Source organism: Pedobacter sp. SL55 (assembly GCF_026625705.1).
Classification (GTDB): Bacteria; Bacteroidota; Bacteroidia; order Sphingobacteriales; family Sphingobacteriaceae; genus Pedobacter.
Genome location: NZ_CP113059.1, coordinates 649,355 through 671,872 on the forward strand (window position 1 = coordinate 649,355; position 22,518 = coordinate 671,872).

The 22,518-nt window shown below is 36.7% G+C and carries 22 protein-coding genes; 9 read left to right on the forward strand and 13 right to left on the reverse strand.

Translation table 11 applies throughout. The features are described from left to right. Positions 1-193 precede the first annotated feature (193 nt). Entirely contained in the window at positions 194-619 is a 426-nt protein-coding gene (locus tag OVA16_RS02830; protein WP_267763410.1) for a YybH family protein, read from the reverse strand. 57 nt (positions 620-676) lie between these two features. Here OVA16_RS02830 and OVA16_RS02835 point away from each other — a divergent pair, with 57 nt between their 5' ends. The 6 genes from OVA16_RS02835 to OVA16_RS02860 all read left to right on the forward strand — a co-directional run bounded on the left by OVA16_RS02835 (position 677) and on the right by OVA16_RS02860 (position 8,977). Then, complete coding sequence (locus OVA16_RS02835; protein ID WP_267763411.1) at positions 677-1,741, forward strand: DUF2809 domain-containing protein; 1,065 nt, start codon at positions 677-679, stop codon at positions 1,739-1,741. Between the two features lie 22 nt (positions 1,742-1,763). Next, positions 1,764-3,785: a WG repeat-containing protein gene (locus OVA16_RS02840; protein ID WP_267763412.1), complete on the forward strand. Its 2,022-nt coding sequence runs from the start codon at positions 1,764-1,766 to the stop codon at positions 3,783-3,785. A 111-nt stretch (positions 3,786-3,896) separates the two neighbouring features. Next, positions 3,897-4,988, forward strand: a complete 1,092-nt coding sequence (locus tag OVA16_RS02845; RefSeq protein ID WP_267763413.1) for a vWA domain-containing protein — start codon at positions 3,897-3,899, stop codon at positions 4,986-4,988. Positions 4,989-5,062: 74 nt separating this feature from the next. After that, positions 5,063-6,541 (forward strand): sigma 54-interacting transcriptional regulator, encoded by a 1,479-nt coding sequence (locus OVA16_RS02850; RefSeq protein WP_267763414.1) that lies wholly within the window; start codon positions 5,063-5,065, stop codon positions 6,539-6,541. Between the two features lie 256 nt (positions 6,542-6,797). Continuing rightward, complete coding sequence (locus OVA16_RS02855) at positions 6,798-8,090, forward strand: metallophosphoesterase (protein WP_267763415.1); 1,293 nt, start codon at positions 6,798-6,800, stop codon at positions 8,088-8,090. A gap of 83 nt (positions 8,091-8,173) precedes the next feature. Next, the gene (locus OVA16_RS02860) at positions 8,174-8,977 is read left to right on the forward strand and encodes a hypothetical protein (protein WP_267763416.1); all 804 of its coding nucleotides are present in this window, start codon (positions 8,174-8,176) and stop codon (positions 8,975-8,977) included. A gap of 296 nt (positions 8,978-9,273) precedes the next feature. Here the strand turns inward: OVA16_RS02860 and OVA16_RS02865 are convergent, their stop codons facing one another. The 3 genes from OVA16_RS02865 to OVA16_RS02875 form a co-directional block, all read right to left on the reverse strand. Then, the gene (locus tag OVA16_RS02865; RefSeq protein WP_267763417.1) at positions 9,274-9,966 is read right to left on the reverse strand and encodes a response regulator transcription factor; all 693 of its coding nucleotides are present in this window, start codon (positions 9,964-9,966) and stop codon (positions 9,274-9,276) included. A 106-nt stretch (positions 9,967-10,072) separates the two neighbouring features. Further along, the gene (locus OVA16_RS02870) at positions 10,073-11,752 is read right to left on the reverse strand and encodes a sensor histidine kinase (RefSeq protein ID WP_267763418.1); all 1,680 of its coding nucleotides are present in this window, start codon (positions 11,750-11,752) and stop codon (positions 10,073-10,075) included. A gap of 3 nt (positions 11,753-11,755) precedes the next feature. Continuing rightward, complete coding sequence (locus OVA16_RS02875; protein WP_267763419.1) at positions 11,756-13,651, reverse strand: prolyl oligopeptidase family serine peptidase; 1,896 nt, start codon at positions 13,649-13,651, stop codon at positions 11,756-11,758. Between the two features lie 294 nt (positions 13,652-13,945). Here OVA16_RS02875 and OVA16_RS02880 point away from each other — a divergent pair, with 294 nt between their 5' ends. From OVA16_RS02880 to rfbC, 3 genes are read left to right on the forward strand one after another with little or no spacing between them, the layout of a single operon-like run. Beyond that, on the forward strand, positions 13,946-15,706 hold the full coding sequence (locus OVA16_RS02880; protein ID WP_267763420.1) for a tetratricopeptide repeat protein: 1,761 nt from the start codon (positions 13,946-13,948) through the stop codon (positions 15,704-15,706). 14 nt (positions 15,707-15,720) lie between these two features. Continuing rightward, entirely contained in the window at positions 15,721-16,023 is a 303-nt protein-coding gene (locus OVA16_RS02885) for a DUF4286 family protein (protein ID WP_267763421.1), read from the forward strand. Beyond that, positions 16,023-16,577, forward strand: a complete 555-nt coding sequence (gene rfbC, locus OVA16_RS02890; RefSeq protein ID WP_267763422.1) for a dTDP-4-dehydrorhamnose 3,5-epimerase — start codon at positions 16,023-16,025, stop codon at positions 16,575-16,577. The genes OVA16_RS02885 and rfbC overlap by 1 nt, the downstream gene beginning before the upstream one ends. A 180-nt stretch (positions 16,578-16,757) precedes the next feature. Here rfbC and OVA16_RS02895 read toward each other — a convergent pair whose 3' ends face one another. The 9 genes from OVA16_RS02895 to OVA16_RS02935 form a co-directional block, all read right to left on the reverse strand. After that, a complete protein-coding gene (locus OVA16_RS02895) occupies positions 16,758-17,354 on the reverse strand; it encodes an SUKH-4 family immunity protein (RefSeq protein WP_267763423.1) in 597 nt (198 codons plus the stop codon). 104 nt (positions 17,355-17,458) lie between these two features. Beyond that, the gene (locus tag OVA16_RS02900) at positions 17,459-18,301 is read right to left on the reverse strand and encodes an OmpA family protein (protein ID WP_267763424.1); all 843 of its coding nucleotides are present in this window, start codon (positions 18,299-18,301) and stop codon (positions 17,459-17,461) included. Between the two features lie 10 nt (positions 18,302-18,311). Then, positions 18,312-18,974, reverse strand: coding sequence for a DUF2461 domain-containing protein (locus OVA16_RS02905; protein ID WP_267763425.1), 663 nt, complete (start codon positions 18,972-18,974; stop codon positions 18,312-18,314). 82 nt (positions 18,975-19,056) lie between these two features. Next, a complete protein-coding gene (locus tag OVA16_RS02910) occupies positions 19,057-19,296 on the reverse strand; it encodes a hypothetical protein (protein ID WP_267763427.1) in 240 nt (79 codons plus the stop codon). Between the two features lie 69 nt (positions 19,297-19,365). Beyond that, a complete protein-coding gene (locus OVA16_RS02915) occupies positions 19,366-19,914 on the reverse strand; it encodes a DUF420 domain-containing protein (protein WP_267763428.1) in 549 nt (182 codons plus the stop codon). Between the two features lie 111 nt (positions 19,915-20,025). After that, positions 20,026-20,739, reverse strand: a complete 714-nt coding sequence (locus OVA16_RS02920; protein ID WP_267763429.1) for an SCO family protein — start codon at positions 20,737-20,739, stop codon at positions 20,026-20,028. 8 nt (positions 20,740-20,747) lie between these two features. Further along, positions 20,748-21,143, reverse strand: a complete 396-nt coding sequence (locus OVA16_RS02925) for a cytochrome C oxidase subunit IV family protein (protein WP_324288486.1) — start codon at positions 21,141-21,143, stop codon at positions 20,748-20,750. A gap of 26 nt (positions 21,144-21,169) precedes the next feature. Then, the gene (locus OVA16_RS02930) at positions 21,170-21,904 is read right to left on the reverse strand and encodes a cytochrome c oxidase subunit 3 (protein ID WP_267763430.1); all 735 of its coding nucleotides are present in this window, start codon (positions 21,902-21,904) and stop codon (positions 21,170-21,172) included. Between the two features lie 31 nt (positions 21,905-21,935). Next, positions 21,936-22,517, reverse strand: coding sequence for a cytochrome c oxidase subunit 3 (locus tag OVA16_RS02935; protein ID WP_267763431.1), 582 nt, complete (start codon positions 22,515-22,517; stop codon positions 21,936-21,938). Between the last annotated feature and the right edge of the window lies 1 nt (position 22,518).

Sequence of the window (22,518 nt, forward strand, 5' to 3'; positions counted from 1 at the left end):
AAGTGTAATAAACAACAGTAAAGCAGCGATAATTATAGTTGCATTACTGCTTTTTTCAAACAAAAAATACGTCCTACCTTTCGTCTTTTTATAAGGGATTCCCCGGAAAAAACGGTCTATACGCTTAATGATATAGACAAGTCCTTCAAATAGTAAATCTCAAAGTATAGATAATAAAAGATACATTTTGCAACTAAGAACTATGGTCAACAACCACCTTCCACTCCCCGTCAATCTTCCTCAACAACAAAGTAAAATAACCTTTCGGCTCATCTTTCTCTCTTTTCAAATTCCAGCTTCCCAAAACAAAGGCTTTATCCTTTGCTAAAAATTCCACTTTCTTAATCCCGAAAGTTAAAAACCCCATGGCACTCTTATCAGGATATCCCTTCTTGTAATTATCCAAAGTTTTTTGCCAGCCATAAGTGGGGCCATTTTTACCCACAAACAACAAACTATCACTCTTCCAATAACCTTGCATATAACTGTCCATATCGCCTTTGTTCCAACCTTGGCGTTGGTTTTCTAACACCTTTAAAATAGCTACTCGGTCTTGAGGCGTTTGTGCCATTGCAGTATTTGCAAAAGCCACCAACAATAGCAATAATATTTTTTTCATCGTCTTCGTTTAATTCAAAATCTAGCTTAAATTAGGTTTTTAAACCTATCTAAACAAATGAAACCCAAAAAGCCTCATTTCCGCTTTCATCTAGGCAGTTTACTCATCGCAATTGCCATATTCATCATCGAAGTTTTAATTGCTTTATTTATTACAGACAATTTTATTCGTCCCTACGTTGGCGATGTATTAGTGGTTATCCTTATCTATTATTTTGTGAAGGCTTTTGTACACATTGGCATTTGGCCTTTAGCCATTAGCACACTTTTGTTCTCCTATTTGATAGAAACGTTACAATATTTTCAATTTGTAAAACTGATAGGATTAGGCGATAACAAGCTCGCCAACATCGTAATTGGAAATTATTTTGCATGGGAAGATATGATTGCCTACACAATTGGAATAACTATTGTTGTTTTTATAGAAATCTACTTTATAAAAACAAAAAAACCTACCATGACCGACTTTTATGAAAAATTTAGGAACAAGAAACAGTTCGATGATCACGCTGAAGCAATTTCGGCACATTTAGACGAACGTTACACTACTGAGGAAATTACCGTTTTCCATGAAATATTTTCCCCAGATTTCCATCTCGATGTGTATTTCGTTCAGTCAGAAAAACACAATTTCAATTTCTTAATCACAGCGGGAATGAGCACCTTGGAAATGACAGTTCCCACAGCAGTAGAAAATCCGCAAGCGTATCAATTTGCAGAGCTGATGTTATTGCTACCAAAAGCTATCACATTTGGTAAAGTAACTGGAGATAACCCAAACGATTGGCTCATTTCGATGCTGAAAGAAGCTGCTCGTTTCCCTCATCATTACGATACTTGGCTAGCCATAGGCCATACCCTACAAGCCACCGCAAATATGGAACCTTATGCAGAAAACACCAATTATACGGGTGTAGTTATTTTGCCATCCGTAACTTTTGATGAAGAATTTACCTCGGTACAGGCTGGAGAAAACTTGATTAATATCTACTCCGTTTTTCCTTTGTATGCAGATGAAATGAACTACAAAATTGCCAACGGCTACAATGCGCTTTTAGACAGGCTAATTGAAAAGAACGCACAAGAAATTTTTGATTACAACAGAGCTAATTTGCTAGACTAGTAAAAGAAATAACCCTATCTAAATGAAATCTACTTCATACTTCATTACTTTCCTGCTATTCATTAGTTCCTCTGTAATGGCGCAAACTACCAAAAAAGATATTCAAGCCCAGCTTAAAAACAAATCTTTACCAGAGATAAAAACCTACCTAGAAAAGCAAAACACACAAATAGAAAAGCTAATTACACTGGCCTCTACCTCGATAAAAATAACGCCGGGCGATGTGGATCTGAGAGAGGTAAGAACTACCCAAAAGTTCGATAACTCACAAAAAGAACTCATTGCAAAACAGTTTGCAAAAACACTAAACAGGTTATACTTTAGTCCAACGGTAATATACCCAAATACAGATTTGAGTATAAGTTATAGTGTAAAAAGCTTAATTTATAGCGTTAAAGATTACGATGATTACGAGTTTCCGAAACCAATTTTAAAGCTTAAAAAAGTGTACTATCAAGATGGTAAAACTGCTAATTTCGATAAAGAGTTACACGGCAGAAGCAACGAAACCGTAGATGAAATTAAAGGCACTAAATGGATTGACAGCATTGAACTTGAAGCCAGCTACCATTATCCAGAGGCAATGCTTGTAATTAATTTAAGCGCCGATAAACCTTTACAGCAATTAACCGATGGCAAAATTCAACTGGTTTCTGTTACCGATGGCAAAGCAAGCTTAAAAATTTCGCCTGCATTAAAAGACAAGATCTATAAAGTAGAAGGTATTAACGCCGCAGGCCAAGCAATTGAACAGTACGGCTCTTCTTCATCTAGCAGCACCAGCAACTATTCGGTAGCATTTTTAAATCAGTATTACGAAGCCGGTAAAAGCGTAATAGAAAAAATTGATAAAGCCGACTATAAAAATGTAGATGAATTGATAGACGATTTGTACAGCAAAGTACCTAAAGAAGATAAAAACAAACCTGAAAACTTGACAAATGCTACTTTCAACTTTAGAGGAAACATTACACAAGTTAACCTATTCTTAAAACCAGAAAAAAGTGCTTTAAACACCTACACATTTGTACTGAAAAGTACCATTACCTTTGCAGATGGTTATGGCGTGGCCTACAACAAGAGTAATTTGGCAGGCATTTTAGATAAAGAGGGCAAATGGGTAGTACAACCAGCACTAGAACAGTTATCGCATTACAAAGGTAATTACTTTATGGGCGTAGTAGCAGATGATGGCTACCGTTCTATTTTATGGCTCGACAAGGCAAATCGTAAACTGGTACCGCTTAAGTACCGTTTTTATCGTAACGAACCGATATTAGGCAAATATTATGCAATAGAAAATGGGATCAACGGCCCTAAAGGTTTAATAGATATGCAAACCAACAAAGTGCTAATTGAGCCAACTTTGGATAACATTTCTGAAAAAGGCAATTACATTGTTTTAAGGGAAGAAAACGATGTAAACACCATCATTAACAAAGATTTAAAACCAGCATTAAAAGTAAATGGATACGCCTATAAAATTAATGGCGATTACATCTTTAAAAGCAAACCTTACACATCCAAAGAAAAATTCGCAGATTACTCGATACTGAGTAACACTGACGACATTTACAATACAGCAGGACAGAAAATCAATAAGGAAGATTATGTGATAAATACCTATGATTATTTTGGAATGGATAGCCTGCTTTTGGTGCAAAACAAGGCTGGCAAAAAGCTATTCATCAACACCAAAGGAGAAGTGGTAATAGATGGTTCTAAATACAAAAATATAGGGCCATTTTCTTACGGATTGGCACCTGTTAAAAATGCGGAGGGCAATTGGGGCTACATCAATAGCAAGAACGTTTTGGTTATTCCTTTTATGTACAACGAAGCCAAAAACTTTTCAAAAATTAGTGCCATGGTAAAAACTGATAGCGGCTATCAGCTCATCGATCATCAAAACAAAGTAATTAAGAAATTTGATGATGGTTTTAGAAGCTATTCAGTTAAGAAAGACGCCGATAACCTTACTTATTCTAATTACAACGGCAACACCTATAATTCCAAAGGCGAAATTCATAAGGATGACAGGTAAGCGGCTTATCATTGTTCCTTGTGCTTAAAAATGACACGAAGCTTAAAATACTCCATCGCTAAACCTTTACCTTAGTGTTACGTTAAGAAAATAATTGTTTAGCAGAGAGATATGAAAGGTTATCAGTTTTCTAAATATGTACCAAACGAATTGCCAAAGGGTGGTTTTGATGAGATGCTAAAGTTATTTACGCAGCTTTTAAACTACACCGCTGGCGATGCCGGCGAAGCTTTGGCTTGGATGAACGAACTGGACAAACAGTACAAGTTTACCAACAAAGACTATGGCATGGGCGATTTTATGGAAGACCTGAAGGAAAAAGGTTACATTAGCGAAGAAAATGGCGAAACCAAAATCACTGCAAAAACAGAACAAACCATTCGTAAATCGGCTTTGGAAGAGATTTTTGGCAAGCTAAAAAAAGCTGGAAAAGGAAATCACAACAGTAATATTTCGGGCATTGGCGAGGAGAAAAATGCGGATAGACGGGAGTTCAATTTTGGCGATAGTTTAGACCAAATTGACATGACCGCCTCTATCCACAATGCGCAAATTAACCACGGTATTGGCAATTTTAGGCTTACCGAACGTGATTTGGAAGTAGAAGAAAAGGACTACAAAACTTTAACTTCCACCGTGTTGATGATAGATATTTCGCACTCTATGATTTTGTACGGCGAGGATAGAATTACACCTGCCAAGAAAACGGCGATGGCTTTAGCAGAGCTGATTAAAACGAAATACCCAAAAGACACTTTAGACATTGTAGTTTTTGGTAACGATGCTTGGCCCATCACTATTAAAGATTTACCTTATTTACAGGTTGGCCCTTACCACACCAATACGTTTGCTGGTTTAGAGCTAGCGACAGATTTGCTGCGCAGAAGAAAAACACACAATAAGCAAATTTTTATGATTACCGATGGCAAACCTACTTGCCTAAAAGAAAATGGCAGATATTACAAAAATAGCATAGGTTTAGATAGAAAAGTAATTGGCAAAACGCTGAACATGGCGGCGCAATGTAAAAGACTGAATATTCCTATTACTACATTTATGATTGCCAAAGACCCTTACCTGCAACAATTTGTAAGGCAGTTTACAGAAATTAATGGCGGCAGGGCATTTTACAGCTCACTCAACGGCCTGGGCGAATACATTTTTGAAGATTATATTAAAAATAGAAGAAGAACAATAAGATAAAAGAACAAGGAGCAAGGAATAAAGATTAGCTATTAAAATCATTGTTCTTTGCTCCTTCATCCTTATTCCAACATATGCAAGCAAAAACACTAGGCGAATTAAAAGCCACCTCATACCAATCTTTAAGCGTTAAAGACGAATTAAGGAAGAACTTAATCATACAACTACAAAACAAGGAAGCAGGTTTCGAAGGTATCTTAGGTTACGATGAAACGGTAATTCCAGAATTACAGACTGCGATATTAGCTCGTCACAACGTGCTGTTGTTAGGGCTACGTGGACAAGCGAAAACTCGTATTGCCCGTTTAATGGTCAACTTGTTAGACGAATACATTCCGTACATTGAGGGAAGCGAGATATTTGATGATCCATTGAACCCGATTTCGTGGTTTGGCCGCAATGAAATTGAAACCAAAGGCGACAACACCCCAATTGCTTGGCTACACCGCAGCGAACGCTATACAGAAAAGTTAGCCACGCCTGATGTTACCGTAGCCGATCTAATTGGCGATGTTGACCCTATTAAAGCTGCAAACTTAAAACTTACTTACAATGACGAACGTGTAATTCATTTTGGCCTAATCCCAAGAGCACACCGCAGCATTTTTGTAATTAATGAATTGCCCGATTTACAGGCTCGTATTCAAGTGGCTTTGTTTAACATGCTGCAAGAAAAAGACATCCAAATTCGTGGTTTTAAATTGCGTTTACCTTTAGATATTCAGTTTGTATTTACTGCAAACCCCGAAGATTATACCAACCGTGGTAGCATTGTAACACCGCTGAAAGACAGAATTGAAAGTCAGATTTTAACGCACTACCCAAAAACGGTTGAGATTTCGAGAAAAATTACTTTCCAAGAAGCTAAATTAACCCAAGAGCAGCGCTTAATAGAAGCAGATGGCTTAGTGAAAGATTTGGTAGAGCAAGTGGCTTTCGAAGCCCGCAAGAGTGAATACATTGATCAAAAATCAGGAGTTTCTGCTCGGTTAACCATCTCTGCTTTCGAGAATTTGATTAGTAACGCAGAGCGAAGAATGTTGGTAAACAAAGAGAAATCAACGTTTGTGCGTATCTCAGATTTTAGTGGCATTATCCCAGCAGTTACCGGCAAAATTGAATTGGTTTATGAAGGGGAATTGGAAGGCCCCGCAAAAGTTGCTCATACCTTAATTGGCAAGGCAATTAAACATCTGTTTGCAAGGTATTTCCCAGACCCAACCAGAGCCAAGAAAAGTAAAACGGCTAATCCATACACCCAAATTACCGAATGGTTTACCGAAGGCAACAACGTTGATATTGACGACAATCTAACTTCGTCCGATTATAAAAAAGAACTCCACAAAGTACCTGGGTTAGCAGAAATGGTAAAAACTTTTCATCCTAAATTGAGTGAAAACCAAACTTTGTTATTGATGGAATTTGTGTTGCACGGTTTATCTGAGTATTCGCAATTGAACAAAAATTATCTGAACGGTGGGTTCGGTTTTTCTGACATGTTCGATAGTTTGTTCAACGCAGATATAGATGAAGACGATGAAGATTTTGGGTAGTCGTTAGCACGTCATTTCGACGAGGAACGAGGAGAAATCTAGCAAAAAGCTATAGGTCGTTAGATTTCTCTCTCGCTACGCTCCAGTCTAATGACGGAAAGCCTAGAAGACTTACGAAGTTTTTAAACGGCGAAGCCCTCAACTTTACCATTAGGAATAACAAAAACTTCAAAGTTAAACTTCGTAAGTCTCAAATTAAAAGCTGAAACAAATCATCTTCAAAATCATCTAACTAAAAAATTAATTTTACACCCCAATGGGAAGAACAATATTTTTAACAATACTCTGCTTCGTTGTAATTCTACTAGATTTTTATTGCTATTACGCAATTGTAGCAGTTTTTAAAAACTGGAAAAATCGCACTAAAAAGATCTTTAAAATTACTTGGTGGAGCATTAGCATTACCTTAATTTTAGGTGTTTTTGCTGCTATCTACCTTAACCTATTCTTATCAGCACGGGCGATTATTTTAGTGGCCTTCTTTTTAATTAGTACGGGCAAGCTGGTTATGCTACCATTTTTGCTAATTGATGATTTACGAAGATTAACGATTAAAATCTTTAGGAAGTTAAAGACCGAAGAGCAAAGACCGACGTCTGAGGCTATAACAAACAACAATACAGCAATAGCACAATCCAACAATAAAATTGCTGGCGAGCCTATCACTCGTTCTGCATTCTTAGTTAAAGCAGGTTTAATTGCAGGTGCTGTACCCTTAAGCTCGTTAAGCTGGGGCATTATTTCTGGCGCTTATGATTACCAAATTAGACGAGTGACTTTAAAACTTCCCAACCTTCCCAAAGCTTTCGATGGTATTACCTTAGCACAAATTACAGATATCCACTCTGGAAGTTTTTATAATAAAACAGCGGTAAAAGGCGGCGTAGAAATGTTAATGGCAGAAAAACCAGATTTTGTTTTTTTCACGGGAGATTTGGTAAACAACCTCACGAGCGAGGTAAAAGACTATCAGGATATTTTTAGCAAAGTAACAGCTCCACTAGGCGTGTATTCTGTATTAGGTAACCACGATTATGGCGATTATCATTTTGGTAAAGGTACATCCCCAGCCAAGGTAAAAAACCTACAAGATATGGTAGCTACGCATAAAATTATGGGTTGGGATTTGCTAATGAACGAAAATAGAAGATTAAAAGTTGGTGGCGAAGAAATTGGCATTGTTGGGATAGAAAACTGGGGCATGGGCCGTTTTCCTAAGTATGGAAAAATGGAATTGGCAATGCAAAACACCCAAGATTTGCCTGTAAAACTTTTATTATCTCATGACCCATCGCACTGGCGTGGCGAGGTTTTAGAAAAGTACAAAGATATAGACGTGGCTTTTGCCGGGCATACCCATGGTATGCAGTTTGGAGTACGTTTAAAAGATGTACAGTGGAGCCCAGTACAATACATTTACAAAGAATGGGCAGGTTTGTACCGAGAACAACAACAGCTGTATGTTAATGTAGGCTATGGCTTTTTAGGCTACCCAGGGCGTGTTGGTATGTTGCCAGAAATTACGATATTTACTTTAAGCAGAGCTTAATAAGTTGCGGGTTATGAGTTAAGAGTTACGTGTCTCGGCGCTTTAAACCCGCAACCAATAACTTGTAACTCGTAACCCAATAGATGCTTAAAAAACTAGGTACATCCATTCTTGATTTTTTACTGTTCAGCAATATTTTTATTGCCATTTGTGCAGCTGCGCAAGGTTTGGTAACCTATCATTTGTTAAATGCTAAGCCAAGCGCCTATGTATTGGCTTTCCTGTTTTTCTCCACGTTACTAATTTACAACTTAGCCGTTTTACTGTCTAAACCAAAAGAACCGCAAAAATCTCCTTTTAAAAGAGTGAGATGGATTTTTGCACATCACAGGTTAACTATATCTACCACTTTAATTTCGGTGCTTTGCCTTATCCCTTTGGGTTTGCTGTATTTAAGTTTCGAAGCAAAATTGCTGATGGTATTTATAGGTTTACTTTCTGTTGCCTATAATATTCCATTCTTAACCTTAAACGGCAAAAAAATCGGACTAAGAAATATCCCGGGCATCAAATTATTTTTAATTGCTTTTGTTTGGGCCAGCAGCTGTGTTTTACTGCCCATTGTCGAATTAGAGAGTCTGCATCAGATACAAGTTCCGCTAAGCGAAACCGTGTTGTTGGTTGCTAAAAGATTTCTATTTGTTTGTGCCATAACCGTTCCTTTTGATATTAGAGACCTGTTTCAGGACAAGTTGTACGAGCTAAAGACGATACCCGTAGTATTGGGCGAAAAAAAAGCCTGGATTTTTTGCCAAGCCTTGTTAGGTATTTATCTAGTAGCTTTTGATCTTATTCACAAAAGGCATCAACACAGATGTAATTGGATTAACTTTAACAGTAGTACTTACAGGCTGGTTAATCTTCAAATCCAATATCAAGAGAAATGAGTATTTCTACTTCGGATACCTAGACGGAACCATGTTATTGCAATATGTGATATTGGTTCTGTGTAGTTGGTTGAGTGTTGCACTAACTTAAAGACCTCCGTCATCCCAGATTTAGTCTGGGATCGTAATGCGATAAAAAATAGAATAACTATTCGCTTTAAGATTCCCGCCTACGCGGGAATTACGTGATGATGAACGTATGTGAGAAATCTACAAGTTTAAACACATCCTCAAAACAGATTTCTCACATAGGTTCGAAATGACGCAACGATGAAAGTTAATTCAAATAATACAACTTAACTCCCCACATTAAACTTATAACCCACTCCTCTAACCGTTTGCAATAACTGCGGGTTATCTGGATTTACCTCTATTTTCTTACGTAAACGTACAATATGCATATCCAAAGTTCTGGTATTTACATCAGAGTTGTAACCCCAAACTTCCAACATTAAATCTTCTCTACTAATTACTTGGTTAGGGTTGCGCAAGAAATAAAGTAATATCCTGTTTTCAAGAATGGTCAACTCAATCTTCTTACCATCACGAAACAAAGTATGGATATTTGGATGGTGCTCCATATTTCCAAAACGATGGATTTCTGAACGTTCTGCATTTACCAAAAATTTTACCTTGCTTTCTAACATTGCTACCAAAACATCCATATTAAATGGTTTGGTTACATAATCAGAAGCCCCAAACTGATAGGCATCAATTTTATCTACGTCTTGTGCTTTGGCAGTCATCATAATGATCAAACCTTCGAAACCATTTTTACGCACTTCTTCACAAACCTCAGAACCTTCTTTACCGGGCAGCATCCAATCTAGCAATACAATATCTGGTTTTTCTGCAGCTATTGTTTGCACCGCACTGGCACCATCTCCCTCTTCTATAACCTGGTAGCCTTCCGTTTTTAAGCGCATTGCAGTTAAAAAACGCAGGTTTTCATCATCTTCTACAATTAATATTTTAATATCTTTTGACATATTTTTTGAATTTTGAATGAGTAAACGATTGAATGAGTAATTCTTCAAACTAACATCCCTCAATCTATTAGCTTTTATTTAATCATTGATTCCTTTACTCATTTAATCATTGGTTAAATGGTAAAACAATCTTAAATTCTGTTCCTTTATTTACAACGCTCCGAACACTGATTTCGCCTTTCATAAAATTAACAAGTTCTTTGCAAAAAGCCAAACCTAAGCCCACGCTGCCCGCTTGGTTATATTGGTTTTGTATGCGGTAAAACTTCTTAAAGATATTGTTTATTTCTGATGCCGGAATACCAATACCCGCATCTTTAAAACGGAGCACAATTTTATCCTTAATTAAACGTGCCGTAATGTGCATTTGTTTTTTATCTGGCTGCGAATATTTGTAGGCGTTCTCTAACAAATTATCAAATAAACTGCCTAATAAAACCGGATCTGTAGTAAAATGAGTAAAGTCGGTTACTTCGTAGCTTAACTTAAAATCTGGGTGTTTTAGCTGGTGCACATCGATGGTGCTTTCTATAAATTCGGTAATGTTTACCCTATCTTCATTTAGCTTAACGGCTTTGTTCTCAATTTGCGTAAAGGCCAGTAGTTTATTCATCAATCCGTTCAGCTTATCGGCCTCTTCATCTAATATTTTGCCGTACAATTTTTGCTCCCTTTCTGAAATACTTGCCGCACTTTTAATGTTGTTGCCTGCTATTTTGATTACGCTTAATACCGGTGTTTTAAACTCGTGGGTTAAATTGGTAATAAAATCATATTGCAGCTTAAACATCTTATGGTTAATGTTTAGGTTTCTATAAATTAAAAATGCCACTAAAAGTAGTAAGCCATAAAACAATAAAATGAGTGCCGCTATTGGAAAAAAGTAGCTAAAAATCTCTTTTTTGATGAAAGACTTTGCGGAAATGAAATACAGTTTGTAAGCCGAAAAAGGGCCACCTAAAGTAATTTCTCCAGTTACATATTCCGAAGAAGTTTCTAAAGGATCGTAAGTTACAGGCTCTATGCGTACAGATTGGTAAAGTAATGGCCGGTTGTTCTTAATTTTAATTTTCAACGGATCAAGCTCAAAAGAAAGCATATCCTGTTGGTACACTGGTTCTGATGGCAATTTGGTGTTAATCATCTGCTTGTACACCTTTAAATCTTCAAACCTAGGTATGTTGAAATAATCAATTCTGTTTGGTCTAATGTTAGAAAAGTTACTAAACAAATCTTCCTGACTAGGAACTCTACTTGTATCCAATTTATGTACAAAAGTGTAGAGCTTTAGTGCTAGTTCGTTAAAATTTTCTAACGTGGTGTTACTTGCAATTGAGTTTGTGCCAAAAATTTTTACCGAATCTTCGGGAATATAAGTACCAAACTGATAAACACTTTTCATACCTACAGAAAAGTTGCCAACGTTCAATCCATTTTCTTCGTAGCGGGCATTGCGCACCTCTGCATCAAAAAAAACAACCTTTTTAACAAAAGGATATTTCAGCAAAATGGTATCTACAAATTTTGCGGCGGTAGTAGAATCTAAGTAACCATTATAATAAGAAATTTCGGGCAGTTTATTAAGAAAAAAATCGTTGTACGGCTTTATACTTTCTTCTAAAACGTTGGTTTTTGCCGAAACAAAATCTCCTTCTATTTTCTTCTTGCTAAAATTAAACGCCAAAAAGAGAGAGAGAATAAATAGTACCGAAATTAGGCCAATGAAAGTAACAATCAATGAAAAATTCTTGCGATAACCACTTTCTTTTACAGATTCCTTAGGCATAATTTATCGCTTTCTAAGGTTATCTTTTAAAAAAAGTTCCAGTGCTGCGTAAGATTTTTTTCTAGCTTCTTCCCTGTTTAATACCGATTTGTTATCCTCTTTTTCGAGGTAAGTTACTGGCGAGTTCAGTTTTTTAAGTTCCTTTACAAACTGTACGGCATCATTACCATTAATTCTTGGGTCTTTAGAGTTTTGAGTAATGAATATTGGAATTTTAACTTTATCTGCATGAAAAACTGGCGAAGCTTGCCTCATGTACTCCGCATCTTTATCTGGGTTACCCACCATCTCATAAAACATTTGCAGGTTAGCCGTTAAAAATGGCGGTATGGTTTTAAGGTAACTGAAAAGATTAAGCACCCCTGCACTAGAGCCCGCACATTTGTACATTTTAGGATTGGCAACCGCACTATTGATAGCAACCAAGCCACCAAAACCATAGCCGTAAATGGCTACACGCTGCGGATCTGCAATTTTCTGATCAATTAACCATTGTACACCAGCATCAACATCTTGTTGTATTTTTTGCCCCCATTCTTTAAAACCAGCGGCATAAAATTCTTTACCATAACCAGTAGAACCTCTGTAATTTACCTGCAAAACCGCATATCCTCTGTTGGCCAAAAACTGTACATCAGAGTTAAAGCCCCAACTGTTTCGCTGCCCTGGCCCATTGTGTGGTATAACTACAACAGGCAGTTGCTCTGGCTCTAGCCCTAAAGGCAACGTTAAATAACCGTTTATTTTAAAGCCATCGGCGGTAAGATAGCTGATTGGTTTCATTTCGCACATTTCTTCTTCCTTAATAGAAGGATTAATGTCGCTTAACTTTTTAAGGAAATTATTTTCGGCGTAATACAGATAATATGCTCCTGGGCTACGATCTGTAAAGGTTCTCACGATAAAATGTTGCTCCTTTTTATCGCTATGAATAATCCTAGACTCCGCATCGGGGATTAGCTTTTCCAGATTTTGGAATAGCTGCTTTGCTTCTTCGTTAAGATAGTGTTTCTCTTTCTTCCAAGTTTCGTACACCACAAAATCCATCTTAGCTCGGCGCTTAGAGTATTGTGCTTCAACTACGTTCAAAGTATCATTGGCAAACAACACGTTTTTCTCTTTGCCATTGGTACAATCAATCTCTATCAGCGCATTTTTATCACGGTTTACGTTAGAAATAGCATAAACAATATTTGGTTTACTTTCAGAAAAAGCTACCGGCCATAATGTCGTTTTAAAGTTGTTAGTAATGATTTTTTGAAACGCCTTAGTTTCGTTTTCTCTATACCAAAACGATTCATTTACACCGTCGCTAGAAATGGCCATCCGTAACTTTCCCTTGCTATCGGTAAGCCAATTGGTAAAGTTACCCGGGTTTTTCGCCGCAATAACCATTTGCCCGTTTCTCACGTTTAAACGATAAACATCAAAAACGGTAGAATCTCTTTTGTTACTGGTTACCAGCAAAAATTTATCGTCAATTAACTGATCTTCCAAGAGGCGCACTTTACTCTTTTCATCAGCATTTAAAAGCCGTTCTTCGGTGCCATTTTTATTTACAATGTACAAGTCGGTCTGGAACCTAGTCCCGTCTTTTTCCTTGTAATAAATCAGCTCATCATTACTAACCCAGCAATAAAAATTAATATTGCGCTCTTCCAATTTAGAAACTTCGGTTGTTGCTCCTTTTTCTAAATCTTGTACTACTAAATGTTGTTTTTTATCTTTAAGTGTAAGGTAAGACAGGTATTTGCCATTAGGCGATAGCCGATACAAAGCCCTATCCTGCGTTTTAAAGAAATCATTAACAGGAATTTCCCTTACTTTTTTCTCCCGACTGCAGGCGAAAAGCGCCACCACCACCAATAACCATCCATATTTTTTCACAGCAACCATCATATCACAAAATTACACAACAAAGTACGGTTAAGCCATAAGCATTAACATTGTTACTTATCTTAAAATTTTAGTTAATATCAAATAAAACAAAAAATGGCACTCGATAAAAATACAACGCGTAACATTTAAAATACAAGTTGCGGTAATACGTTATTTTTAATTGAATACGTAATTATAAGTTAAAAAATTTAATTTTAGCAAAGCTGATGCTGGGTTAAAGCTAACAACCACTAATCCTTAAAATAGATGAAACATTTTGTGCTCCTTTTACTGGCTTGCTGCTTATCATCCACTATGTGGGCACAAGATAATGTGGAAGAAGCGTTAGCCTACCAATATTACCAACAGGCCGATTACGAAAAGGCCGCTTCTTTATTAGAAAAACTATTTAACCGAACCAGAAACGATAGCTACTTTGACCTTTATTACACTTCCTTATTAAAAATAAAAAAGTACAATGAAGCAGAAAGTTTGGTAAAACGCTTAATTAAGCAAGCTCCCGATAAGCTAAATTATCAAATTGCTTTGGGCAGGGTTTACCAAGAAAACGGCAAAACGGCCGATGCCAATAAAATTTACTATACCGCTATACAAAATGTAGCAAAAAACGAATTTCAGGTTAGAGATTTAGCCAATTCGTTTTACCGTTTCGAAGCTTATGATATGGCCGTAAATACATTTTTACAAGGCCGAAAAATATTAAACGACGACCAGTTGTTTGCTTTCGAATTGTTAAGTATCTATCGTTTTAAGAAAGACAAAGCGGCCTTAATTAACGAATACTTAAATGCCCTGCCTGCCAACCCACAACTTTTACCACAAGCACAAAGTGTGTTGGCCAACCTTTTCGAGAGCAATAGCGATTACCAGGTTTTACAATCGGCTTTGCTCAAAAAAATACAAAAAGACCCACAAAACGAAATTTATACCGAGCTGCTGATTTGGCAATTTATACAACAAGAAGCCTACGAAATGGCACTTAGGCAGCTTATAGCTCAAGATAAACGTACTAAAAACTCTGCCAATTTATTGTTTAACACGGCCAATACTTTTGTAGCTAACAAAGCATTTGCAACAGCAATTAAAGCTTATGAATATCTGTTAACAAAAGGCCCAGAAAATGAATTGTATCTTCCCTCAAAAATTCAGTTAATTAATGCCAAATATGAACTGGCCTTGCTGGGTAAAACAGAACCAGCAGCAATTAAGGCGCTGGCCGATGAGTTTTCGCAGATCATTACGCAATATGGCATTAACAGCCAAACCATTTTTGCGCTCAAAAAACTATCATATCTACAAGCTTACTACCTTAATGATTTGCCAGCGGCCGAAAAAACTTTAGAACAGGCATTAAAAGTACCAGGCCTGCCAGGTTTAGAGATTGGACAACTAAAGATAGATTTAGGCGACATTTACGTATTGAACAAACAGCCTTGGGAAGCAGTATTGGTTTATGAACAGGTAGCGAAACAATACGATAATTTACCTGTTGCCAGCGATGCCCGTTTCCGTTCGGCAAGGTTATCTTTTTATCAAGGTAACTTTAAGTTTGCCAAATCGCAGGCTGATGTATTGAAAGCTTCTACTTCTCAACTCATGGCTAACGATGCCATAAACCTGAGCTTATTGATTTCTGACAACCTACAGAACAAAAACGACAGCTTAGCTTTGATGATGTATGCAGATGCAGAAATGCTACAGTTTATCAACAATAATTCTGCTGCATTAAAAAAACTCGACAGCATAGACATAGCCTATAAAAACAATAGCTTAGCTGATGATATTTTAATGGCTAAAGCAAGAATTTTTATCAAGGAAAAGGATTTTAGCAAAGCAGAAAATAACTTAAAGCAACTAATTGATAACCATACCAACAGTATTTGGATAGACGATGCCATTTTTACCCTTGCTGAGCTTTATGAAAACAACCTCAACAATTTAGAAGAAGCTAAGAAATTATACCAACGCTTAATTACTGATTTTCCGGGAAGCATGCTGAATACAGAAGCTAGAAAAAGATACCGAAATATACGTGGCGATAATTTAGGCACATAACGTATCTTTGCAACATGTTATTATACAATGTTACGCTAATTATAGAGGAAAGCGCTGTTGAAGAATGGCTAAAATGGATGCAGGAAACACATATTCCTGCCGTACTGGCTACCGAAAAATTTGTTTCTAACCGTTTGCTTAGGGTTTTAGATTCGCCAAATGAAGGTGTTACCTATTGTGCGCAATACGTGGCAGAGAGTTTTGCAGATTACGAAGACTATCAGCTAAACTTTGCACCAGCTTTACAAGCCGAATTGCAACAGAAATTCGAAAATAGATTTGTAGCTTTTAGAACATTAATGGAATTTGTAAACTGATGAATATTATTGAAACTCCGATTAAAGATCTATTTGTACTTGAGCCAAAAGTTTGGAAAGACAATAGAGGATATTTTTACGAAAGCTATAGCCAAAAAGTTTTTGAAGATGCGGGCGTAAAAGTAAATTTTGTACAAGACAATCAATCGTTCTCCCAAAAAGGGGCTTTAAGAGGCTTACATGCACAAGCTAGTCCTTTTGCACAAGGAAAACTGGTTAGGGTAATACAAGGTAGCGTGGTAGATGTAGCTGTAGATATTAGAAAAAACTCTGCTACTTACGGACAACATTTTGCAATAGAATTAAGTGGTGAAAACCACAAACAACTTTGGGTACCACCGGGCTTTTTACACGGATTTTTAACTTTAGAAGACGATACCATCTTTACCTATAAAGTAACCAATTATTACGATAAAGCTTCGGAAATTGGTGTGATGTGGAACGATCCAACTTTGAATATTGATTGGGCCGCATACCTAGATCCTAGCGAGTTTTTATTCTCTGATAAAGATTTAGCGCTAAGCAACTTCGATTCTTTTACATCGCCGTTTTAGTCAGTTTTCGTCTTTGCGAGGCACGAAGCCAGTGGAGAAATCTTTATCGGTTTGCAGGTTTAAGTTGAGCTTAATTACTTGTACAACAAAACCCCTCGCACTAATCTAAATAAATAGCTTCAAATTCTCGTTTCGTACTTCGCCAGAGGCTTAACTTAAACTTGTTGCTACCAGCTGCAGTTATTTGTTAGTTGAATAATATTCTCGATTTGTCAATAACATTTCCATTTCTTGTTTCCAAAATCCATTTTCTTCTATGAGAGCTTTGCTATCTATCTCAATGATTTTCTGTTTTAGGTTCTCATATTGTTCGTCGGTAAAATCACAGTCAATGACGGCATTTTCGCCATTCTCTGCAAGTAGCTTAGATATGAATATTCGATAGACAAGTAAAGTCTGAGCAAGAGTTGAAATTGAACTATTCATATAATAAGATTTAAAATAGTCCTCATGGTCTAGCCAAACAACTTTGTCATTGTCCAATATGTCCAAGGCAATAGGATTTCCGCTTCCGTCAGAACCTATCGAAATAAATCTATTATAGTCATCCTCGAGAAAGTCGTAAAGTTTTGTAAGTAAAATAACTCCATCTTCTGGGTCGTTCGTATCTTTTGCAAATGATAGAAAAGGTGCTGAACTATTCGGAAGACCTGAAACGTTAAAAAAATCGATAGTTGACTTTTGGAAATTTAATCCTTCTAGCTTTTCTAATGGGAATGGGCTGAGAATGTCATTACCTACGGCTATCCACTTACTTTTAAATTCTGTTGCTGTCATTGTCTAACTATTGCTGGTAACTATTAGACTTACGAAGTTTTAGAAACTTCGTAAGTCTTCTCGACCATACATACTCCTCCCCCTTGGGGAGGTTGGGAGGGGCTTTACTGTTTAATCAAATCGTACAACTCATCCAATTTTGGAGAAAGCACAATTTCTATTCTGCGGTTTTTACTTCTACCCTCTGCGGTTGTATTTTCTGCCAAAGGCTGAAACTGACCTTTTCCAGTAGCGGTCATCCTTACACTTTCTACTTTTTGTTCGTCGGTTAAGAAACGGACTACCGAAGTTGCACGCAGTACACTCAAATCCCAGTTATCTTTAATTTGTCCTAGATTGTTTATACGTTGCGAGTCTGTATGGCCTTCTACCGCAATATTAATTTCTGGCTGCTGCTTTAAAACCTCTGCCAATTGGGTTAGTGCCTTCTTACCGTTCTCATCAATTATAATGCTGCCCGAAGGAAACAAAAGCTTATCCGTTAGCGATACGTAAACCTTGCCGTTTTTAACTTCTACCGTTAAACCACTTTTGGTAAAGCCCAATAAAGCTTGTTGTAGCTTGGCTCTTAGCTGGTCGGTTGCTTGGTCTCTCTTGCGCAACACTTCTTCTACCTCTTTTAATCGTTGCTCACGCTTAGCCAAGTCGCCAGTTAATTTATTAATCTCCGATGAGCTGTTGGTTCTAAGTTTACTATAATTTGCATCCAACTCTAGGTAACGATCGTTAAGCGCTGCTAGTTTACCATTTAGGGTTGCCGTATCTGCCTGTAAACGCTTTATACGTTGTTCTAAACTTTCATTATTTAGCTGCGCATCGTTCCAGCCGGTATTTAGCGAGTCTTGTTTTGCCAATAACGACTTGTACTTTTTTGTAGAAAGCACCACACAAGAACTTAGCGTTGCGGTTACCAAAAATAGAGCGAATAGAAGATTTAGTTTTTTCATTACTGTTTATTTATTGAGATACTGCTTTGCGCAAAAATAAAACGAAAGGCTGAATAGTTTTGAAAGCAGTTATTAACTTATCAACGATATTATTTTTATAAAAATCATCTTCCTTTAATGGATAAATAGAAATAAAACTCTTAAGTCTAAGGTATTCAATCATAGGATGATCTATTTCATAGCCTTTTGGAGCTTTTTTTAGAGAGTCCTCTTTACTTAAAGAAAATATTTTTTGGTAGTCTTTGTCATTGATGATTTCTAAAAACTCATCGCCATTGTAGTCAATTTCTTCTCTTATACTTTTAACTATTTTGCTTTCGGGCATCCAAAAACCTACACCAAAAAAGCAGTTTCTAGGTTCTAAATGTAAATAATAAGCTGGTGTACTTGGCCCATAACCTTTTACGTCGAAAGCAATTCCGTAGTTTTTCTTATAAGGATCTTTGTTTAAGCTAAACCTCACATCTCTATAAATTCTGAGCAAACACTTTTTAGGTTCGGTATCTGCAGAAAACTCCGGATCTATAGCTGCTAATTCTTTGATTAATGGAGAAATAAAAGCAAATAAATCCAGCTTGGCTTCTTCATAACGGAATTTGTTTAGGGCAAACCATTCGCGGTTATTATTTTCCGCTAATTCTCGAAGAAAATCGAAAGTTGTTTTTTTCAGCATAAATAATCACATTAGCAATCGCTACCAATGTAGTGAATTAATATGTTTTTCTGTAAAATTTAATGGATTTTAACAGTAGAGATTAGGCTACATCTGGTTTTTTACGATAGCTCGTATACCAAATTGTACCCACTACTCCAGCTAATAAGAACGGTGCTGCCAACAAGTACAAAACACCCGAGTTTAGTCCCTTGGTTTGGGTATTGCCATTTTTAACGCCCATTTCGGCATTGGCAGTGCACATGGCACATTGCGCATTAGCTTTTGGAGCTAAAGCAATTGTTGCCATAAAGAAAAGTAAAACAGCTAGTACTTTTTTCATAGTGCAAAGGTACTGATAAAGTTTAAGAGCTTGTTAAGCTTAAGAAACAAAAATCTTTCATTTTATTTACTAATGTAAATAATATGGCGAAATCATTACATAAACAATAACCCCTGTTACTGCCACATACAACCAAATTGGAAAAGTAATTTTGGCAATTTTGCGATGCTTATCAAAACGCTCAGCTAAGGCTCGCACATACGTAACTAAAACAAAAGGAATGATGATTACCGATAGACAGATATGCGTGATTAAAATGAAGTAATAAACATATTTGATGGCTCCTTCGCCACCAAACTTGGTAGAATCAGACGTCATGTGATAGGCTACGTACATTCCCAAAAACAAAACAGATAGTAGAATAGCAAACTTCATTAAATTTTCGTGCAGCTTACGTTTGCCATTTTTGATAGCCCAAACCGCTACAACCAGTACAACTGCAGTGAGGCCATTTATAGTGGCATAAATTGGCGGCAAGAAGCTCAAGGGCTTTACGTCATAACCCAGTTTCCTTAAGTTAACCCCAAACAACAAAGCCACTACCAACGGAATAGCAACCGAAAGAATTACAATCCACTTGTTATATTTTTGTTCAACTGTTTTTTCTACGTGGTTCATTTTAAATCTCTAACTTGATATCCCAAAAACTTATTTTGACTTTTGACTTTTGACTTTTGACTTTTGACTTTTGACTTCCAACTTCCATCTCACACCTTTTACCTTTGAATTCTACCTGCCGTCTTTCATATTTCTCAACTCTTCGGCAATTAGCACTTTAATTTCATCGTCTAATTTAGAAAGCGCTTCGTGATTATTAGCATCGTAAAAACCTCTAATCCTATGATGACTATCTAGCAATACGATTTTATGGCTATATATCACTTTCTCAACAGGTGTTTTAACTTCAATCACATCTAGCAACAAATCTTTCCTAACCATGGCATAAACAGCGGTAGTATCTCCGCTCAATAAATCCCATTTATTGGGTTTTGCTTGTAACAACCTTGCTGTTTCTGCCAGTTGCTCCTTGTTATCAGACGGGTCTACGCTAATGCTTGCAAAATGAACCAAGTTATTATTTTGATACGTTTTGTTGAACTTTTTAAATTCGGTAAAAATAGCTCTTGAACCATCCGTTTGAACATGACTATACAATAGGTTCAAGACCATGATCTTTCCTCTCCAACTATCTAAGGTAACGGTGTCCCCATTTTGATTAGTTAAAGAGAAATTACTTACGGAATGATAAATTGTATCTGGTATTTGCTTACCCCTTACCGAATGGAAGGTAGAAGCAACTTGTTTAGGACCAAAAATAGCCAAGGGTCTGTACCTATTTTTTCCCTGATCCTGAAGTAAATAATATAAAAATCCTGGCATCACTAATATGGCTGCCAGGATTAATATGGTTGAAATCTTCTTTTTGCTAGAACTTGCGTTCATTATATTTATTAATGATGAGAAGTACCGCTATTTTTATAAACTGGGTGTTCCTGTAAATGATTCAATAGGTAACCTCCCTCAATTAGCATCAATACAATAAAATAAATGATAAAGATGAATACAATTGAGCAGCAAATAATAAAGCTTTTCTTTTCGAACTTTAAATGCATAAAGAAAGCAACAATGTAGTATGCCTTAATTAAGGTAAGTACAACATAAAAAGCGTACAAAGCTGGGCCCTTTGCAACAATATGCCAGTGGTGTACAAACCCTAGAGCTACTAAAAACTCTACCGCTGTAATTGCTAAAAGGATACCAAATACTTGCCAAATTTGCTTTACTCCCATTCCTTCGCCATGTGCATGAGCGTCGTGAGTATCTAATGTATGATCGTGATGTGCCATTATCTTAAATAAATTTTATTAGGTAATTAGATTAAATAGAAGAAGGTAAATACGAATACCCACACCAAATCTACGAAGTGCCAGTACAAACCAACTTTTTCAATCATTAAATAACTTCCTCTTTTCTCGAAAGTATTATTCAACACCATAAATAAAATGATGATGTTTAAAATGATACCTACCGTTACGTGGAAACCGTGGAAACCTGTAATGGTAAAGAATAGGTTAGAGAACTGTAAGGCTGCTGTATAAGAAATATCATTAGTAAAATACGGTTGTAATGCTGCTGATATCGCTGCAGGATCAGTTAAACCTGTTGCAGGATTTTGACCAAACCAGAAGCCTACGTGGTGTAAGTGGCTCCACTCCAATGCCTGACAGCCAACAAAAGCCATACCGCCTAAGATGGTCCAAATCATCCATTTTACTACTTCCTTTTTAGAATTACGATGACCTGCCTCTACAGCCAATACCATGGTAACAGAAGACATGATCAAAATAAAGGTCATGATACCTACAAAAACCAAAGGTTGGCCATGATCTGCAATACCTGGGATAGATTGGAATATTTTATCAGCATCAATCCAAGTAGGTTGCGCAAATTTTTGAGCACCGTAGTAAATCAAGAATGATGAAAATGTAAATGCGTCTGACACTAGGAAAAACCACATCATTATTTTACCATATTCTATCGACCATGGTTCACGACCACCGGCCCAAGGTGTGGTTTTAACTTCGTCTAATTTTGATAATGAATCCATTTAATAATTAGTATAATAGTTTGTTAAAAAATTAACTGTTCAAAAGTAAAAAAACATATAGATAAATCCATAAGATATCTATAAAATGCCAAAATATTGAGGTAATATCTTGGCGATATTCTGCAACTTCTTGCGATACATTTTTGTAGTTGCCCATTAAGCTACTGGTTACAAAGGCCAAACCACCGATAATGTGTAACAAGTGGAAACCCGATACAATATAGATCATGGAAATAGCAGCATTGTTATTTACCAATACTGCCCCAGTTTGGTAAAGGCTTGTCCAGCCCTGAAACTGCATTACACCAAATGCAATTCCTAAAACAAAAGTTATCCATAAAAATAAGCGCTGTTTACCCCTGTCTCCTTTTTTTAAAGCTCTGGCCGCTAAAAAAAGACAAACACTGCTTACCAGCAATACGCCTGTACTATAGCTAAAAACTTCTGGCAATATCAAACCATGACCTTTGCCTTTAGAAGCCATAAAAACTAGATAATAACTAGTCCACCCCCCAAACATAATGGTTGATGAAACTACGAATAGCCAAACTAAAAATTTCTTAGACTTTAAGCCAATAGAAAACTCTTCCTTTTGTTGTAATGTACTCACCATT

What these genes read in the sequence shown, in the direction of transcription:
- OVA16_RS02880 (WP_267763420.1), top strand. Translation starts at nt 13,946, where the DNA reads ATGTGGGCACAAGATAATGTGGAAGAAGCGTTAGCCTACCAATATTAC.
- OVA16_RS02870 (WP_267763418.1), bottom strand. Translation starts at nt 11,752, where the DNA reads ATGCCTAAGGAATCTGTAAAAGAAAGTGGTTATCGCAAGAATTTTTCA.
- OVA16_RS02920 (WP_267763429.1), bottom strand. Translation starts at nt 20,739, where the DNA reads ATGAACGCAAGTTCTAGCAAAAAGAAGATTTCAACCATATTAATCCTG.
- OVA16_RS02830 (WP_267763410.1), bottom strand. Translation starts at nt 619, where the DNA reads ATGAAAAAAATATTATTGCTATTGTTGGTGGCTTTTGCAAATACTGCA.
- OVA16_RS02905 (WP_267763425.1), bottom strand. Translation starts at nt 18,974, where the DNA reads ATGCTGAAAAAAACAACTTTCGATTTTCTTCGAGAATTAGCGGAAAAT.
- OVA16_RS02895 (WP_267763423.1), bottom strand. Translation starts at nt 17,354, where the DNA reads ATGACAGCAACAGAATTTAAAAGTAAGTGGATAGCCGTAGGTAATGAC.
- OVA16_RS02885 (WP_267763421.1), top strand. Translation starts at nt 15,721, where the DNA reads ATGTTATTATACAATGTTACGCTAATTATAGAGGAAAGCGCTGTTGAA.
- OVA16_RS02935 (WP_267763431.1), bottom strand. Translation starts at nt 22,517, where the DNA reads ATGGTGAGTACATTACAACAAAAGGAAGAGTTTTCTATTGGCTTAAAG.
- OVA16_RS02875 (WP_267763419.1), bottom strand. Translation starts at nt 13,651, where the DNA reads ATGATGGTTGCTGTGAAAAAATATGGATGGTTATTGGTGGTGGTGGCG.
- OVA16_RS02915 (WP_267763428.1), bottom strand. Translation starts at nt 19,914, where the DNA reads ATGAACCACGTAGAAAAAACAGTTGAACAAAAATATAACAAGTGGATT.
- OVA16_RS02855 (WP_267763415.1), top strand. Translation starts at nt 6,798, where the DNA reads ATGGGAAGAACAATATTTTTAACAATACTCTGCTTCGTTGTAATTCTA.
- OVA16_RS02910 (WP_267763427.1), bottom strand. Translation starts at nt 19,296, where the DNA reads ATGAAAAAAGTACTAGCTGTTTTACTTTTCTTTATGGCAACAATTGCT.
- OVA16_RS02835 (WP_267763411.1), top strand. Translation starts at nt 677, where the DNA reads ATGAAACCCAAAAAGCCTCATTTCCGCTTTCATCTAGGCAGTTTACTC.
- OVA16_RS02860 (WP_267763416.1), top strand. Translation starts at nt 8,174, where the DNA reads ATGCTTAAAAAACTAGGTACATCCATTCTTGATTTTTTACTGTTCAGC.
- OVA16_RS02845 (WP_267763413.1), top strand. Translation starts at nt 3,897, where the DNA reads ATGAAAGGTTATCAGTTTTCTAAATATGTACCAAACGAATTGCCAAAG.
- OVA16_RS02925 (WP_324288486.1), bottom strand. Translation starts at nt 21,143, where the DNA reads ATGGCACATCACGATCATACATTAGATACTCACGACGCTCATGCACAT.
- OVA16_RS02865 (WP_267763417.1), bottom strand. Translation starts at nt 9,966, where the DNA reads ATGTCAAAAGATATTAAAATATTAATTGTAGAAGATGATGAAAACCTG.
- OVA16_RS02930 (WP_267763430.1), bottom strand. Translation starts at nt 21,904, where the DNA reads ATGGATTCATTATCAAAATTAGACGAAGTTAAAACCACACCTTGGGCC.
- OVA16_RS02840 (WP_267763412.1), top strand. Translation starts at nt 1,764, where the DNA reads ATGAAATCTACTTCATACTTCATTACTTTCCTGCTATTCATTAGTTCC.
- rfbC (WP_267763422.1), top strand. Translation starts at nt 16,023, where the DNA reads ATGAATATTATTGAAACTCCGATTAAAGATCTATTTGTACTTGAGCCA.
- OVA16_RS02900 (WP_267763424.1), bottom strand. Translation starts at nt 18,301, where the DNA reads ATGAAAAAACTAAATCTTCTATTCGCTCTATTTTTGGTAACCGCAACG.
- OVA16_RS02850 (WP_267763414.1), top strand. Translation starts at nt 5,063, where the DNA reads ATGCAAGCAAAAACACTAGGCGAATTAAAAGCCACCTCATACCAATCT.